This window comes from Pseudoalteromonas denitrificans DSM 6059 (assembly GCF_900112265.1).
GTDB classification, from domain to species: domain Bacteria; phylum Pseudomonadota; class Gammaproteobacteria; order Enterobacterales; family Alteromonadaceae; genus Pseudoalteromonas; species Pseudoalteromonas denitrificans.
This window is the reverse complement of sequence record NZ_FOLO01000011.1, coordinates 39,218-55,827: the sequence shown is the minus strand read 5'-3', so window position 1 is coordinate 55,827 and position 16,610 is coordinate 39,218. Positions and strand designations below refer to the sequence as shown.

General features: G+C 33.8%; 16 protein-coding genes. 13 read left to right on the top strand and 3 right to left on the bottom strand.

Annotated elements, in window-relative coordinates; translation table 11 throughout:
* Positions 1-295: 295 nt before the first annotated feature.
* A complete protein-coding gene (locus BM088_RS09420) occupies positions 296-2,764 on the bottom strand; it encodes a penicillin-binding protein 1A (RefSeq protein ID WP_091983119.1) in 2,469 nt (822 codons plus the stop codon).
* A gap of 131 nt (positions 2,765-2,895) precedes the next feature.
* Between BM088_RS09420 and BM088_RS09415 the strand changes: the two genes are divergently transcribed.
* From BM088_RS09415 to BM088_RS09375, 9 genes are all read left to right on the top strand, one after another.
* The gene (locus BM088_RS09415; protein ID WP_091983117.1) at positions 2,896-3,975 is read left to right on the top strand and encodes a pilus assembly protein PilM; all 1,080 of its coding nucleotides are present in this window, start codon (positions 2,896-2,898) and stop codon (positions 3,973-3,975) included.
* The gene (locus BM088_RS09410; RefSeq protein WP_091983115.1) at positions 3,963-4,529 is read left to right on the top strand and encodes a PilN domain-containing protein; all 567 of its coding nucleotides are present in this window, start codon (positions 3,963-3,965) and stop codon (positions 4,527-4,529) included. The genes BM088_RS09415 and BM088_RS09410 overlap by 13 nt, the downstream gene beginning before the upstream one ends.
* A complete protein-coding gene (locus BM088_RS09405) occupies positions 4,526-5,125 on the top strand; it encodes a type IV pilus inner membrane component PilO (RefSeq protein WP_091983113.1) in 600 nt (199 codons plus the stop codon). Before BM088_RS09410 ends, BM088_RS09405 begins: the two co-directional genes overlap by 4 nt.
* Positions 5,125-5,655: a pilus assembly protein PilP gene (locus BM088_RS09400; RefSeq protein ID WP_091983111.1), complete on the top strand. Its 531-nt coding sequence runs from the start codon at positions 5,125-5,127 to the stop codon at positions 5,653-5,655. Before BM088_RS09405 ends, BM088_RS09400 begins: the two co-directional genes overlap by 1 nt.
* The gene (locus BM088_RS09395; RefSeq protein ID WP_425439296.1) at positions 5,639-7,723 is read left to right on the top strand and encodes a type IV pilus secretin PilQ; all 2,085 of its coding nucleotides are present in this window, start codon (positions 5,639-5,641) and stop codon (positions 7,721-7,723) included. The genes BM088_RS09400 and BM088_RS09395 overlap by 17 nt, the downstream gene beginning before the upstream one ends.
* A gap of 189 nt (positions 7,724-7,912) precedes the next feature.
* On the top strand, positions 7,913-8,431 hold the full coding sequence (gene aroK / locus BM088_RS09390) for a shikimate kinase AroK (protein WP_091983107.1): 519 nt from the start codon (positions 7,913-7,915) through the stop codon (positions 8,429-8,431).
* A gap of 44 nt (positions 8,432-8,475) precedes the next feature.
* Positions 8,476-9,540 (top strand): 3-dehydroquinate synthase, encoded by a 1,065-nt coding sequence (gene aroB / locus BM088_RS09385; protein ID WP_091983105.1) that lies wholly within the window; start codon positions 8,476-8,478, stop codon positions 9,538-9,540.
* A 9-nt stretch (positions 9,541-9,549) separates the two neighbouring features.
* Entirely contained in the window at positions 9,550-10,959 is a 1,410-nt protein-coding gene (locus BM088_RS09380) for an AAA family ATPase (protein ID WP_091983103.1), read from the top strand.
* A gap of 71 nt (positions 10,960-11,030) precedes the next feature.
* Positions 11,031-11,873 (top strand): Dam family site-specific DNA-(adenine-N6)-methyltransferase, encoded by an 843-nt coding sequence (locus tag BM088_RS09375; RefSeq protein WP_091983101.1) that lies wholly within the window; start codon positions 11,031-11,033, stop codon positions 11,871-11,873.
* Here BM088_RS09375 and BM088_RS09370 read toward each other — a convergent pair.
* Both BM088_RS09370 and BM088_RS09365 read right to left on the bottom strand, forming a co-directional pair.
* Positions 11,870-12,052 carry a DUF2970 domain-containing protein gene (locus tag BM088_RS09370; RefSeq protein ID WP_091983098.1) on the bottom strand — a complete coding sequence of 61 codons (183 nt, stop codon included), beginning with the start codon at positions 12,050-12,052 and terminating at the stop codon, positions 11,870-11,872. The genes BM088_RS09375 and BM088_RS09370 overlap by 4 nt on opposite strands.
* Positions 12,049-12,342, bottom strand: coding sequence for a hypothetical protein (locus BM088_RS09365; protein WP_091983097.1), 294 nt, complete (start codon positions 12,340-12,342; stop codon positions 12,049-12,051). Before BM088_RS09365 ends, BM088_RS09370 begins: the two co-directional genes overlap by 4 nt.
* 291 nt (positions 12,343-12,633) lie before the next feature.
* Between BM088_RS09365 and rpe the strand changes: the two genes are divergently transcribed.
* The 4 genes from rpe to BM088_RS09345 all read left to right on the top strand — a co-directional run bounded on the left by rpe (position 12,634) and on the right by BM088_RS09345 (position 16,298).
* Positions 12,634-13,302, top strand: a complete 669-nt coding sequence (gene rpe, locus BM088_RS09360) for a ribulose-phosphate 3-epimerase (RefSeq protein ID WP_091983094.1) — start codon at positions 12,634-12,636, stop codon at positions 13,300-13,302.
* Between the two features lie 115 nt (positions 13,303-13,417).
* Entirely contained in the window at positions 13,418-14,422 is a 1,005-nt protein-coding gene (trpS, locus tag BM088_RS09355) for a tryptophan--tRNA ligase (RefSeq protein ID WP_091983091.1), read from the top strand.
* Positions 14,423-14,523: 101 nt separating this feature from the next.
* Complete coding sequence (locus BM088_RS09350) at positions 14,524-15,108, top strand: anthranilate synthase component II (protein ID WP_091983087.1); 585 nt, start codon at positions 14,524-14,526, stop codon at positions 15,106-15,108.
* A 29-nt stretch (positions 15,109-15,137) separates the two neighbouring features.
* A complete protein-coding gene (locus BM088_RS09345) occupies positions 15,138-16,298 on the top strand; it encodes an HDOD domain-containing protein (RefSeq protein ID WP_091983085.1) in 1,161 nt (386 codons plus the stop codon).
* The last annotated feature ends 312 nt before the right edge of the window (positions 16,299-16,610 follow it).

Sequence of the window (16,610 nt, the reverse complement as noted above, 5' to 3'; positions counted from 1 at the left end):
CGGTTTTTTATTAAATTAGTTTAGTTTGCCTTAACTTTAGAATACTTATTCAAATACAACATCTCTTGATGGTTTTTCATTCAATATTACAATCAATTTTATTTTAGCTATTTCTCTTCAATCCATTATGTTTTTTCTATTATCTAATTTAACTTTCATGAAAAATATCCTATCTGAAATCAATGTTGCAGATTTTAGGTGGCTGTTTTATACCATTTAGATTTATATGCTCGGTTTGACATTAAAAACTCATTTAAAAGGAAAACAAATGCGTAAAATGAATTCGGCTAAGCGTCTAAAATAGCTCTTCTTCTTCGACAACTTTACCTTCATTATTGTCTTCAAAAATAGCAGGCTCACTATCTTGTATGTATTGTGTAGGAGCTGTATTTTTTATAAAGTATTCAAAACGACTTGTATAATCTGTTTTGTGACTTAATAATCCAGTTTTTAAATCTATTCTTACTGAAACTAAGCCCTCAGGCTGTTCTATTGGAGCAATAGGTTGTTCTTTTAATGCATATTGCATAAAGTCCACCCAAGCTGGTTGAGCTGTTCTGGCGCCTGCTTCAGTGCCTGAGACTTGGTTTTTTCCTAAGTTACTATTGCTTTTTGTTTTTCCGAGAGATTTACCTGGGTTATCGAACCCAACCCAAGTGGTTGTAAGTATGTTGCGATTGAACCCTGTAAACCAAGTATCAACCTGATTATTAGTAGTGCCTGTTTTACCTGAGAGATCTCTGCGTTTGAGTTTTTGTGCTCGCCACCCTGTACCGTTCCAACCTGTCTTATGAGTCCAATTTCCACCACCCCAAATAGTACTTGTCATCGCGTTTGCTATTAAAAATGCATTTTGTTTGCTAATAACACGAGGCGCATATTCAACAGTGTCTTTGATTTCTTGCTCATTACAAGTGAGGCAAGCGATGAGTGGTTTTGCTTTAAATAATTCATTGCCGAAAGCATCGTCTATTTTACTAATGAAATAAGGTTCAATTAAATGCCCGCCATTGGCAAAGGTTGCCATTCCTGTTGCTAACTCTAATGGTGTTAAAGAGGCACTCCCTAGTGCAAGGGTTTCATTTCTATGTATATCCTGGGCTTTAAAGCCAAAGTTTAATAAATAATCTGCAGTTTTATTTAAACCAACACCACGTAATAACCTTACTGAAATAACATTTTTTGACTGAGCTAATGCGCGTCTAACGCGTATTGGCCCAACATACTTTTCAGGACTATTTTTAGGTCGCCACGCGATGCCTTGACTTTTATCCCATTGATGAATCGCTGCATCATTCATGATGCTAGCTAAAGTATAATTGTTATTGATAGCTGCAGAGTATATAAATGGTTTTATATTTGAACCCACTTGGCGTTTTGCTTGAACTGCTCTGTTATATTGGCTTAATTTAAAGCTGTAGCCACCAATAATAGCAAGGATAGCACCATTTTGTGGGTTGAGAGAAACCAAAGCGCCAGAGGCGTCAGGTATTTGGCTAAGCGTATATTGTGATTGATCTTGCTCAAGAAGCCAAATTTGCGCGCCAGTATTAAGAATATCTATTGCAGTTTTGGGTGGCTTCCCTTGGCGATTATCGTTGATATAAGGTCTTGCCCATTTTAAACCATCCCATTGCACAGTGACAAAGTGACCATCTTTAAGCAGTACTTGAATACTCGTTTCAAATACGGCGGTAACAACACCAGCTTTTAAGTTAGCGACTTCTTTTATTGATTTTAAATGTTTTAGAATATCAGTTGGGTGCCATTGTTCTTCCTCATCTGAATTCCACAAATAAAGTTTGGGTCCACGATATCCATGTCTTAAATCGTATTGTTGTAAATTATTTGTGACAGCATACTGGGCTGCTAATTGTAAACCTGATGTTATACTTGTATATACACGATAACCATTATTATACGCATTTTCTAAACCATAACGCTTAACCATTTCAGCTCGAACCATTTCAGAAATATATGGTGCTGAAATTTCAATTTCAGCACCATGGAAACGTGCTGTAATGGGTTGTTTTATCGCATTTTCATATTGGCTTTCTGTTATGTGGTTTTCAGATAATAATCTACCTAAAACAATATTTCTTCTGGACTTTGCTCGTTTTGGATTTCTAATTGGGTTAAGTGCTGAAGGGGCTTTAGGTAAGCCTGCAAGCATAGCCATTTCAGGTAATGAAAGTTCATTTAAACTTTTACCATAATAAACTTGTGCTGCTGCACCTATGCCAAAAGCTCGATTACCAAGCTCTATTTTATTTAAATATAAAGCCAGAATTTCATCTTTAGAGAGTAAGCTCTCTATATGCATGGCTATAAAAATTTCTTTAACTTTTCTAATATAAGCTTTTTCGCGTGTCAGAAAGAAATTTCTTGCAAGCTGCATTGTAATTGTACTGGCGCCTTGCTTTTTTTGTCCTGTCGTAATTAAAACAATTGCAGAACGTATTATACCAATAGGGTCAATACCAAAATGTTCATAAAAACGACTATCTTCTGTTGCTAAAAATGCATTGATTAATGTCTGAGGTATTTCATCAATTTTTACAGGTATGCGTCGTTTTTCACCAAATTGATTAATAAGTTTGCCGTCTTTTGTGTAAACAAGCATAGGAGTTTGTAATTGAACGTCTTTTAAAATATCAACACTAGGGATGTCAGATTTCACGTAATAGTAGAGTCCTAGTAAGGTTAAGAGCCCTATAACCGTTGATATGATAATGAAACGTAAAATATTTTTTAACAATGTCACTGAAAATTCCCTAAATAAACTCCCATTTTTGGGGCAAGACTGCTAGTATATATTGATTAATAAATGAATAAAATTTTTTAACAACATTTTATAAGCTTATTAAAATTATAAAAAAAGGTTAGCGTTAGGTTATGTTAGGTCAATTATTTAAGAAACCAATATCCTGGATGGTCGGGATTGATATCGGATCTCATTCGGTCAAAGCTGTGTTACTCAGCAAAAAAAATGAGTTATACAGACTCGAATCATTTGCGATTGAACCTATGCCTAAAGGGGCCATGGTTGAACGCTCAATTCAAGATATTGAGTCTGTTGGGCGAGTGATTAACAAAATTCGTAAAAAAATGCCTAGATCTGTAACTCACGCGGCAGTAGCTGTTTCGGGTCAAACAGTTATTACGAAAGTTATTTTTATGGATGTTTCATTATCTGATAGTGAACTTGAATCTCAAATTGAAATTGAAGCTGATAGTTTAATTCCTTATCCTTTGGATGAAGTTAGTTTGGACTTTGAAAAGTTGGACATTAATGAAGCGGATCCATCAAAAGTAAATGTATTATTATCTGCAGCAAGAACTGAAAGCGTTGAAGCAAGAGCCGGAGCATTAGATGCCGGAGGTTTTGAACCTAAAGTTGTTGATGTTGAATCTTATGCTTTAAGTCGGACAATTTCTCTTTGTAAAAATACACTGCCAGAAGATGCCGAAGAAAAAATTATTGCTTTTATTGATGTTGGCGCTTCAACTACGCTATTTAGCGTTGTACAAAAAGGAAAAACAATTTACACCAGAGACCAAGTTTTTGGTGGTGAACAATATACTAAAACAATCGTTTCATATTATAACAAAAGTTTTGATGAAGCCGAACAAGCTAAGATTACGGGTGATTTACCTCCAAACTATACTTTTGAAGTTTTAGCTCCTTTTCAGACAACTTTTTTGCAGCAAGTACGTAGAGCTGTGCAAATGTTTTTGACAACCAGTGGTAATGAGCAACTAGACTATATTGTATTATCAGGTGGCACTTCTTTGATTCAAGGTATAGATCGTTTGTTAATCGATGAATTAGGAATACATTCAATCATCATAGACCCTTTTTCTGAGATGGAGCTATCTCCTGAACTCGATCGTGAGTTACTAGATAAGCACCGTGCTCAACTGGCTGTTGCATCAGGTCTTGCTTTGAGGAGTTTTTCTGCATGCCACATATAAATCTACTGTCATGGCGCGAAGCCTCAAGAAAAGAAGCACAGAAACAATTTTTATCTATACTTTTTTTAGTAACATTAATTTCATTTGGTTCTGTTTTTGCTATCAGTATGGTTTACGGTGAAATGAAAGATGGTCAAATAAAAAGGAACCAGTTTTTAACTGCTGAGATATCTATACTTGACAAGAGAATTGCTCAAATTAAAGAGTTAGATAAGAAAAAAGATAACTTACAACAAAGAATGCGGTTAATTGAAGAGTTGCAGAGTAATCGAAATTTGGGAACGCAAATTATGGATGAAATAGCAACAGTCGTGTCTTCAGGTGTTTATTTAACAAAATTAGAGCGACGTGACAATGCGATTCAAATTATAGGTAAAAGTGAGTCTAATAATAGATTATCAAGAATGTTACGTCATTTAGAAAACTCATACTTATTTCAAGATGCCACTTTAAAAGACATTATTGCAGGTGAACAACAAGCAAGGCTGCTAAGTGATTTTAATATGCAATTTACTGTAAAACCTTATGAAAAAATAGGTGAGGTTAAACAATGAATATTGATTTAAAAGCGATAGCTGATATTGATTTTAATGAGTTAGACCTAGAAAATATAGGAAGTTGGCCACTTGCGGTTAAGTTCATTGCAAGTATTATTGTTGCTGCTGTTGTTGCACTTTTAACCTATAACTTATTTGTATCTGATGAAGTAAGTGGTTATGAAAGTGCTCTAAATAAAGAAACAGAACTCAGAAATACATTTAAAGCAAAATATGGCGTCGCATCTAATTTAGAAGTTTACAAACAGCAAATGATTGAAATGGAAGATAAGTTTTCAAAGTTATTGAAACGACTTCCAACCTCAAGTGAAATTCCAGGAACCTTGGATGATTTATCATATGTGGGAACAACAAGTGGACTTATTTTTAATAAAGTGGGTTGGTTGCCTGAAATAGAAAAAGAGTTTTATACCGAATTACCTATTAAAATTGAGGTTGTTGGGCAATACCATGAGTTTGGAGAGTTTGTGAGTAAAGTTTCATTACTTCCTAGAATAGTAAGCTTACATGATTTTAGTATAAAGCCCGATGGAACCGGACGTTTAATGTTTAGTGTTATTGCAAAAACCTATCGCTATAAAGAGGTGCAATAATGAATAAACTTTTTTATGTTGTATTACCATTGTGTTTAAGCGGTTGTTTCGATGATACAACTGAACAGCAGGAATTCATCAATAAAGTTCAGGCAAGTACTGTCGCTCGAATTGAACCTATCCCTGAAATAAAAAAATTCGAGCATTTTGCTTATAGTACTGCTGATTTACGTAGTCCATTTGTTGCCCCAAAACCAGAAGTGATACAAGATAAATTGTTACAAATACAAAACTGCCTTCATCCTGACCCCAGACGAAAGAAAGAGCCTTTAGAAAGGTACCCTCTTGATAATATTATGATGAGAGGAACCTTAGGGGCAGGTAAAGAAACTTGGGCTTTAATTACAGCTTCTGATGATACATTACATAGAGTGACACGAGATAATTTTATGGGACTATATCATGGGAAAGTATTGCAAGTTCATAGCAGTTTTATTGAATTATTAGAATTAATACCAGATGGTGCAGGATGTTGGAAAGAACGCCTGACGAAAGTTGAAATCGTGGAGGCTACTGATGCATCTGAATAATAAAAAAGGGTCTTGTATGCACAAGAAAACTACAAAACTGAATCGCTTTATATCGGTATTTTTTGCCATGGTTACTATGCTATTTGTAACAACAGCAAGTGCAGTACCTTTATTGTATGACGTTCGTTATAACCCTTTGTTAGAAGGTGAAACTGAAATAGAATTTGTCTTTGATGAAGAAATTTATATTGAACCAAAAATTCAGGTTTTTAGTGAACCAGCAAGAATAGAGTTATTTTTTGATGAAGCCGATTATGAAGAAAATCTTGGCGAAGTTTTGATTAATAAAGCTGGAGTTAAAAAAGTTGTTAGTGAATTTAAAAATGACGGCTTTAAAGTTACAGTCTTTTTAGATTACCTAAAAATATATCAAACGAGAACTGATAAAAATTTATTTTATTTACATGTTTCAGATAATCCGACACAGGATGTTGCCGAAGCTTCAATTGTAGATGATGCTCAAACTTACATAAATAAAATTCAAGCCGTAGATTTTAGAAGAGGTGAAAAAGGCGAAGCGAGAGTTCTCATATTTATGCAAGAAAATATGGCTGCGATTGACGTAAGAGAGGAAGCTGGAAAAGTTGTTGTTGAGTTTCATAATACTGATATTTTAGATGATTTATTATATCAATTAGATGTACTTGATTACGGTACTATTGTTAGCACAATAGAGACTTTTAAAGATGGTGCTAATAGTCGCATTGTTATAGATACAACAACTGGTTTTGATTACAATTATCAGCAATTGGATAATATTTTTACACTTACCGTTGAGAAAGATGAATCTAAAAAAAGCTTCTTAGGAAGTGGTAAAGATTATCAAGGCAAGCCAATGTCTCTGAATTTTCAAGATATTGCAATACGTTCAGTGTTACAAATTATCGCAGATTATAATGGTTTTAACTTAGTTACAAGCGACTCCGTTTCAGGAAACATCACTCTTAGATTAGACGGTGTGCCATGGGATCAGGCTTTAGATATTGTATTGAAAGTAAAAGGCTTAGATAAACGTATGGATGGGAGTATCTTGATGGTGGCTCCGACGGAGGAGTTAGCCGCAAGAGAAGCTAAAGAATTGAAAGCTAAACAGCAAGTTGAAGATTTGGAGCCACTATATAGTGAGTATATTCAGCTTAATTATGCTAAAGCAGAAGACTTTGTAAATTTACTTAAAACAGACAGTAATACTATTTTGTCAAGTCGAGGTAGCGTTGCGGTTGATCAAAGAACTAATACCTTATTGTTAAAAGATACGGCAAAAAGTATTGAAAGTGTACGACGCATGGTTGATGTATTAGACATACCTGTAAAACAAGTGCTGATTGAATCTCGTATGGTTACTGTAACTGATAATGTGCAAGAGGATTTAGGTATTAAATGGGGGTTTAGCGATCAACAAAATGCCAATGGGATTGCTGGTACACTTGCTGGTGCTGAGAAAGTTGCCAATGGCACTATTCCTCCTTTAGCTGAGCGTTTAAATGTAAACTTAGCTGTCAGTAATCCTGCGGGCAGTATAGGCATGCATATAGCTAAACTAGCAGATGGAACATTAATTGACTTAGAGTTAACTGCTTTAGAACAAGAAAATAAAGCAGAGATCATAGCAAGTCCACGTATAACAACAGCTAATCAGAAAAAAGCACGCATTGAGCAAGGGACTGAAATCCCATATGTGCAAGCTGCTTCTAGTGGTGCTACAACTGTAACCTTTAAAAAAGCGGTTTTAAGCTTAGAAGTGACACCACACATTACGCCAGATAATAAGGTTATATTAGATCTGATTATTACACAGGATACGAGAGGGGATACTGTTTCAACTCCAACTGGCCCAGCAACTGCAATCAATACTCAACGAATTGAAACTCAAGTTTTAGTTAATAATGGGCAAACTGTTGTATTAGGCGGGATCTTTCAGCAGCAGATTGTCAATTCGACTAAAAAGGTTCCTTTATTAGGAGATATACCTTATTTAGGCTATTTATTTAGAACTACGAGTGAATTCAATGAGAAGAAAGAGCTACTTATTTTTGTAACTCCAAAAATTATAAATAACTCTCTCTAGCTAATAAATCGATATTCAGTGCTATGTTTAGCATTGTTAAATAAAAAAAGACCTTAACAGGTCTTTTTTTATTTATTTAACTTGATATACCTATTCAATTACTGAGATAATCACATCCTTAATTTTTGGGGCCATGTCGTAGGACGGGGTTATTTTATTATTTAATTAGAGTTCGTTTGTACTAAAGATATGGCTGAAAAACGTAATATATTTCTAGTGGGCCCAATGGGCGCAGGTAAAAGCACAATTGGTCGTCATTTGGCAGACCAATTACATCTTGAATTTTTCGATTCCGATCAGGAAATCGAACGTAGAACCGGTGCTGAAATCGCATGGGTATTTGACATCGAAGGTGAAGATGGTTTCAGACGTCGTGAAGAAGGTGTTATTTCTGATTTGACAGAAATGCAGGGTATTGTACTTGCTACTGGTGGTGGTTCGGTAATTAGCAAAGATGTGCGCAATAAGCTTTCTGCCCGCGGTATTGTAGTTTACCTTGAAACTCCAATCGAGAAACAAGTTGCACGTACACAACGGGATAAAAAGCGTCCTTTGTTGCAAACTAAGGAAGATCCTAAAGAGGTTTTAGAGCGTTTAGCTGATGAACGAAACCCTCTTTATGAAGAAGTATCGGATTTTGTAGTTCGTACTGATGAGCAAAGTGCAAAAGTTGTTGCAAATCAAATTATAGCAAAACTTGATTTTTAATTTTAAAATGAAAATAAAGTAAAAGTACTAGCAGGAGCTACGTTATGCTTGAGTTAAATGTTAATTTAGGTGAGCGTAGCTATCCTATTTTTATTGCACCAGGTGTTATGCACAATGAGTTGCAACTTAAAAAGTTTATTGGTGATTGTCGTCCTGTTATTGTCACTAATGATACAATTTCTCCCCTCTATCTCGAAACTTTCAAATCTAAGATAAATCATTTATCCCCTTTAACTTTTATATTACCCGATGGTGAACAATTTAAAACACTTTCCTCGTTTGAAAAAATCAATGCATTTTTATTGCAAAATAATTGCGGTAGAGACACGTGTTTAGTCGCTCTAGGTGGTGGTGTTATTGGTGATTTAACAGGTTTTGTTGCTGCATGCTATCAAAGAGGAGTGCCATTTATTCAAGTGCCAACAACACTTTTATCTCAAGTTGATTCTTCTGTAGGCGGTAAGACTGCAGTTAATCATCCTCTTGGTAAGAATATGATAGGTGCTTTTTATCAACCTTCTGCTGTATTCATTGATACTAATAGTTTATCGACTTTAGCGTCTCGTGAATTTTCAGCGGGTATGGCTGAAGTGATAAAGTATGGGTTAATTTATGATACAGAATTGTTTCTATATATAGAAAATAATGTTGATTCACTAAAGTCACTTAATAAAACAGCGATACAGCATATTATTCAACGTTGTTGCCAAATTAAAGCCGATATAGTTGCTTTAGATGAAAAAGAATCTGGTATAAGAGCGTTATTAAACTTAGGGCATACATTTGGTCATGCGATTGAAGCTCAAATGGGTTATGGGGTTTGGCTTCATGGGGAGGCTGTTGCTGCGGGTATCGTTATGGCCTGTAAGTTGGCAAAGTTGAGAGGGAATTTATTGGATACGGATGTTAACAGAGTAATTAAATTATTATCTTCTTTTGATTTACCAATCGCAGCACCTGATGAAATGTCGTATAAAGACTTTATTAGCCATATGAAAAAAGATAAAAAGAATTTGAAAGGAACAATTAGATTTATATTGCCAATCGAGTTTGGACGTTGTGCTTTAGAGTCGGATGTAACTGAACAACAATTAAAAGCACTTTTTTAGGCTTTTTTAATGCAAGTTCAAATTTTACCTAGTAGACAGTCATTAATTGACCGTATCGAATTACAATATGAATATGGTCAATCACTCATTTGTTTATTAGGTAGTTCTGGATTAGGCAAAAGTTACTTGTTAGAGTCATTTGTCACTGATAAGTTTCTGGATTTTAATAAGGTTTACCTACAATTAACGCCTCGTGTAACTGAGCAACAAGTCATTTCACAGTTGTTAGAGCAGTTATTTACTAACCCTCTAATAGATTATCATAAATCCTTAAGTGACAATTATATTCAATTATTAGAGCAACAAGTTTGTTCAAATACTGTTTTAGTTATTGATGACATACACTTTTTAAGTGAAGAGTTAATTGATGAAATAGAGCATATTTCAGAAATCACTGAAAATGCTTTTTATGTATTATCTGCATCTACTTCAAAAGTAACATTTAAAAAATCAGCAAATATTTACTTTGAAGCTTTATCATATGATGAAAGTATTGCACTTATGTCTATGTATTTTGTTGACTTGCCAAATAAGCATGAACCCGTATTTAAGGCGTTCGTAGATGCAGCATTAGGTAATCCAGCATTATTATTAGCTTGGGAACCAACTAAAAATGCAGTGATTAAGAAAAAAAATAAGCATATATTAATGATACTTTCGTTACTTTTTGTTGTGCTTATAACAATACTACTTTCATTCTTGTTTAATAAATTATCACAAGACAAAGATCAAGATGCTTTAAAGTTAAGATTGAGAGAAACAAGTGAAAAAATACTTACAATAAATGAACCAGTAATAAATAAAAAAAATATCGTTAGTTTATCGAATAAAGAAGAAAAGGTTGTCAATTCTAAAGGTTTAATTAAGTCAAAAAATATCGCAGTTCCGGTTGAAGTTAAAAAAGAGCCTGAGCGTGTTTCTGTTGACCTTATAGATGAATCATTTAGTAAAGTAGATCATCAACAGCAAAAAAAATATTCAGAGTTAACTAAAGAAACACCTGTAGCTACAAAACAAAAGAATGATCAAAAATTAGTAATAGCTGAGCAGATTGTAAAAAATAAGAATGATGAAGCCGAGCTAAACAAAAGCCAGATAAAGAATTCAGCTATTAATGTTAATAACTATGATAATGCTTGGTTTCTTAAACAAGAAGACCCTTTAGTCATGTTGCAGTTAATCGGTGTAAGTCAAGAAAGTTTATTGCAAAAATTTATTGATGATCATGAGTTAAAAGCATATAAAATCTATAAGAGTAAAAGATATGGGGGAAGTTGGTGGGTTATTACTATTGGACCTTTTAGTAGTATGATTCAAAGTCAAGAATATAAACAATCTCTAGCCCTTAAATTAGAGAAATTACAGCCTTTCAGTAAATCAATTAAAAATATTAAACAAGAAATTGCATTACTCAAATAGTAAAGAGTAGTGTAAAATCCCGAGCTTGATCTATCAATATTAAAGCTATTAAAAAGGCACATACATAACAAATGAAAAAAACTCGGGCTTTTTTAAAGTGGGCAGGTGGAAAATATAGCTTAGTTGAAGAAATTAACAAGCGTTTACCTGAAGCTAGCACCTTGGTTGAGCCATTTATGGGAGCTGGTTCGGTTTTTTTAAACTCTGATTTTGAACATTATGTCTTAAATGATATAAATGCTGATTTAATTAATTTATATAAAGAGTTAAAAGCATCGCCCGATGAATTTATTTTGGATGCTAAGAAACTTTTTGTAGACCTTAATAATCATGATGAAGCATATTATGCTTATCGAAAACAATTTAATGAATGTCAGGATATTTACGAAAGAGCTATTTTATTTTTGTACATGAATCGACATGGTTATAATGGATTGTGCCGTTATAATTTGAAAGGTATATTTAATGTACCATTTGGTAAATATAAAAAACCTTACTTTCCTGAAAAAGAACTTTTCTTTTTTGCTGAAAAATCTCAAAAAGTAACTTTTACCTGTCAGAGCTATACTGACGTATTTGCGAACTTACCTAAAAACTCCGTGGTTTATTGTGATCCCCCTTACGTGCCTTTAAGTAAGACAGCTTCATTTACATCATATGCAAAAGGTGGGTTTAACTTTGATGATCAAGCTCAACTGGCAAATCTTGCAGAACGAAGTGCTTTTGACGCGAATATTCCTGTTTTGATATCGAATCACGATACTATTTTAACTCGTAAAATTTATCAGCAAGCAAAGCTTGATACGATTCAAGTTAAACGTACTATAAGTCCTAAAGGAGGGTCTCGAAAAAAAGTTGATGAAATTATGGCATTATATATGCCAAAAGGAATGAAATTTGGGCCTAAAGTTTAGGGTAATACGAGTTTAACAATAAATATAACAGTAAATATAAAAATAATTAAAAATGTGATACCAATAGCGATTAATTGTTTAGGGGAGGATTGCTGAAAATCTTTCCTTCTTTTCCCTTCACTTTGTACACCAAATGCAGCGGCTAAAACACTTTGGATTAAGCTAAAAAGCGTTTTCATTTAAAGTGGCTAGTAATAGCTGAGTTATTTTGATCTTTATTTTCTGAGTTACTGAGAAGTTCAAGTAAATCTAAGTAATGAAATTGGGCACTACGGCTATTCCCGGTTAGCCACGAAAACCAGCTTTTATTAGACGCTTGGCATTGTGATATAGAAACTTGAGTTTTATACACTGTGGGACAGCATTGATTATTGATTTGTTTGCCATGAGATACTAATGAAAATGTTGTAGCAGAAAAAATAGCGATAAAAGATGCTATATATATTCCTTTTTGTTTTTTTACTTTCATAACAATACCCTCTGTTTTAGCAATGGTTAAAGCTTAACCAAACTAAATAAAGATTACAATGGCTATTAATCTCAAATTTTAGGCTGTTCATCTATAAATATATAACGAGTGTTAACAGCTTGTAAAGCGTGGGTAAGTTTAAGGTTTCATTAAAGTTGTGGAGGTTAAATTTATGAATAATTAATATCACAGTTTTAATGTTATTTTGATTTAATATTTTATTACTGAAATGATCCATCGTGTTATTATCTAGCAAAAGCTAGTTATATCAACTAAGAGTATAAATTCATTATGTCAAAATTTTTAATTGCTCCTTCAATATTATCAGCTGATTTTGCTCGTTTAGGCGAAGATGTAGAGGCAGTTTTAAAAGCCGGGGCTGATGTTGTTCATTTTGATGTAATGGATAATCATTACGTTCCAAATTTAACGATTGGTCCTATGGTCTGTAAAGCATTAAGAAGCTATGGGATAACAGCACCTATTGATGTGCACTTAATGGTTAAACCTGTAGATACTATGATAAGTCAATTTGCTAAAGCGGGCGCAAGTATTATTACATTTCATCCTGAGGCGAGTGAGCATATAGACCGGAGTTTACAATTAATAAAAGAGCTAGGATGCAAGGCAGGTTTAGTATTAAATCCAGCGACACCATTATCATGTTTAGAGTTTGTTATGGATAAACTTGATGTGATTTTATTAATGTCGGTAAACCCAGGTTTTGGAGGCCAGTCTTTTATTCCTCAAACATTAGATAAGCTAAAACAAGTCAGAAAGTTGATAGATGATTCTGGTTTTGACATACGTCTACAAGTTGATGGTGGTGTAAAAGTAGATAATATTAAAGAAATTGCAGAAGCTGGGGCTGATATGTTTGTTGCTGGTTCAGCTATTTTTAATCAAGCTGATTATAAACTGGTAATCGATGAGATGCGCTCAGAGTTAGCTGAAGTTTAATTTCACGAGATATGAATAAAAATAGAAACAGAATTAACTTTTTCTTGCTTAGGTCTCACAAGTAATTAAAATTAGTCCAATATTTATAAATTAAATTTAAGAGTGAAGAAATAACATGAGCAAGCCCGTAGTCTTAAGTGGTATTCAGCCAACAGGTGGTATGACAATAGGTAACTATATTGGCGCGATAAACCAATGGCTTACGCTACAGGAAAGCAGTGAATGTTATTTCATGCTTGTAGATTTACACGCCATTACAACACGTCAAGATCCTGCATTACTTAAAGAACGTGTTTTAGATGGTATTGCATTATATACAGCTTGTGGGATTGATCCTAAAAAATCAGCTTTATTCGTACAATCACAAGTACCTGAACATGCGCAGTTAAGTTGGGTATTAAATTGTTATGCGCAAATGGGCGAGCTTAATCGTATGACACAGTTTAAGGACAAGTCAGCTAAAAATACTAACAATATAAATGTTGGTCTTTATAGTTATCCAGTACTGCAAGCTGCTGATATTTTACTGTATCAGGCAACTCAAGTCCCAGTAGGTGAAGATCAAAAACAACATTTAGAATTAACGCGAGATATTGCAAACCGCTTTAATAATCTTTATGGGGATGTATTTACTGTGCCTGAACCTTATATTCCTGAGTTTGGTGCCCGTGTAATGAGTCTACAAGACCCAACTAAAAAAATGTCTAAATCAGATGAAAACCCAAATGGTTACATCATGTTGTTAGATGAACCTAAAAAAATAGAAAAAAAGCTGAAAAAGGCTGTGACTGATTCAGATGAACAAGCGCGTATTTATTTTGATAGCAAAGAAAAGCCAGGAGTTTCAAATTTATTAACGCTTATGTCTGTAGCGACAAAACGCTCTATTGAAGATTTAGTGCCTGAATATGAAGATAAAATGTATGGGCATCTAAAGAAAGACACAGCATCAGCAGTTGTATCTATGCTTGAGCCTATTCAAGCTCGTTTTAAAGAGATCCGGGAAGACCAAACTTTACTAAATGAAATCATGCGCGATGGGGCTGAAAAAGCAGGAGCGCGTGCTGAACAAACGCTAAAAGCGGTTTATGATGCAGTTGGTTTTATTCCTCGTTCATAATAATATCTCATCGTAGCAAGTATTATTCATATTTTAATACTTGCTATATCACTGTTTTAAATTCGTATTTTCGCATCAAAATTTTTTACTTGGGCTTTATTATGTTATTAATGATAGATAATTATGATTCTTTCACCTATAACCTTGTTCAATATTTTCAAAGTCTTAATGTCGAAGTTTTAGTCAAGCGTAATGATGAAATTAGCTGTGCGGAAATTAAAGTATTAAAACCTAAATACTTAGTAATATCTCCAGGGCCTTGTACACCTAAAGAGGCTGGTATTTCGCTTGATTTAGTTAATCAATTTAAAGGTGAAATTCCTATTCTAGGTGTTTGTTTAGGGCACCAAACAATAGCACAAGCATTAGGTGCTAATATTATAAGAGCTCAAAAGGTGATGCATGGCAAAACTTCAAAAATCATTCATAATAATCAAGGGGTTTTTAAAAACCTACCATCGCCTTTAACTGTTTGTCGCTACCACTCTTTAGTTGTTGAGCCTTCATCAGTACCTAAGGAATTAGAAATAACGGCTTGGCGTCATAATGAAAAAAATGAATTGAGTGAAGTGATGGGGCTAAAACATACTTCGTTAGCATTGGAAGGTGTACAATTTCATCCTGAGGCTATTTTAACTGAATTTGGAATAGATTTATTAGCTAATTTTATTGAACAGTATCGTTAATGACGAATATTTAAGGTATATAAACAGATATGAGCGAGTCGAAAAAGCAACTTGGAACGGCTGATGTTTTATATGGTCGATTTCATGATTTATTGTTAGGACATAATTTTGCTCAGCTACAACTTGGTTATATACATACTTTAGATTTAGATTATGGTGAAAAACTGCCATCACGCACTTTATTAGAGGTGGAAGAAAAAGCACAAAAAAATAGAAATAAAGAAGATACACAAAAACTCAAATACATGGCACAAGTCAATTCACAATTACATCATGAAATTGAAGAGCAAATTAATACTTATCTAGAAGATATAGATTACATTTATACCGATATTATCAATATACAAGATAACATTCCCGCTATTTTAGACATTCTAGCTGTCACATCAGCATCCGTTGGTAGAATTGACCCTTTGGTAAACGATTTACTTTGGTTAAGTGATGATATTGTTAAGTTGATTAATTTGCCACAATACCGTAAAGATAAAGACCCTAAAAAAGCGATTAAAGTTGAAAGCCCTTCACTAGCATTAAGATATTTAGGGTTAGAGAATTTAAAATCGGTAGTACCTACATTTTCTTTGAAGCAATGGGCTCCTTATAGCACGATGCCATTTCGTTTATTGAAACGAAAACTTTGGGAGTCCGGAATGACAACAGCAATTGCAGCTAAAACTTTAGCTCAAATGAATGATGTTAACCCTTTTCATGCTTTTGTTTTGGGCATGTTTCACGATGTTGGAAAAATTGCTATCGTGCGTTTATATCTCAGGACCTTTGAAACCCTATGGCAAAATAAAACTAAAGATAGTCGAGATAATAAAGAAAAAGAATTACATTCGGCATTGGTCGAATTATCACCTGATCCTTTGTGTTTACGTAACCTAATGGTTGAACACTCAGCTGCTTTGTCATGTCAAATAATCAAAAAAATGTCTTTTAAGTATTTGCCTATTCAACACTCAATGGAGCAGATAGCTAATAAGATCACATTTTCGAAGATGGATGATTTAGCAAAAGTAGTTGCTAAGGCACAATGTTATAGCCAATATAAAAAATTAAAAGAACATAATTTAGTTGAATCCGATGAAGTAAAAATTTGGTTCAAAATTTATAATTTTCAGGTTGCAGAACTAAAGATATTGGCAAGTACAAGTTTACACAATCTACAGCTCAAAATAGAGCATTAACAAATACAACTTTAGTGAAGTAAATAAAAATTGCACGTTTTAGGTTTTAAAAGCGCTAAATTTTAAATTATTTATTAGTTTATTTTCGATTATTCATTCAGTCTCTCTTTTTTACAAAATTAATCTTTGGGATAGCTCATAAGCTTGCATCATGAAGAATATGACGCAATATTGAGTTTTATCGTTTCAGAATTTATTATAAATTAGCAATATTTGGGTGTTATTGTTATTCCTTTAAAAAACAGATGAGATAAAGAGCATTGAATGCGCAAAGCCTTCATAGTTTAGATTCGAAAAACACAATGCAGCATC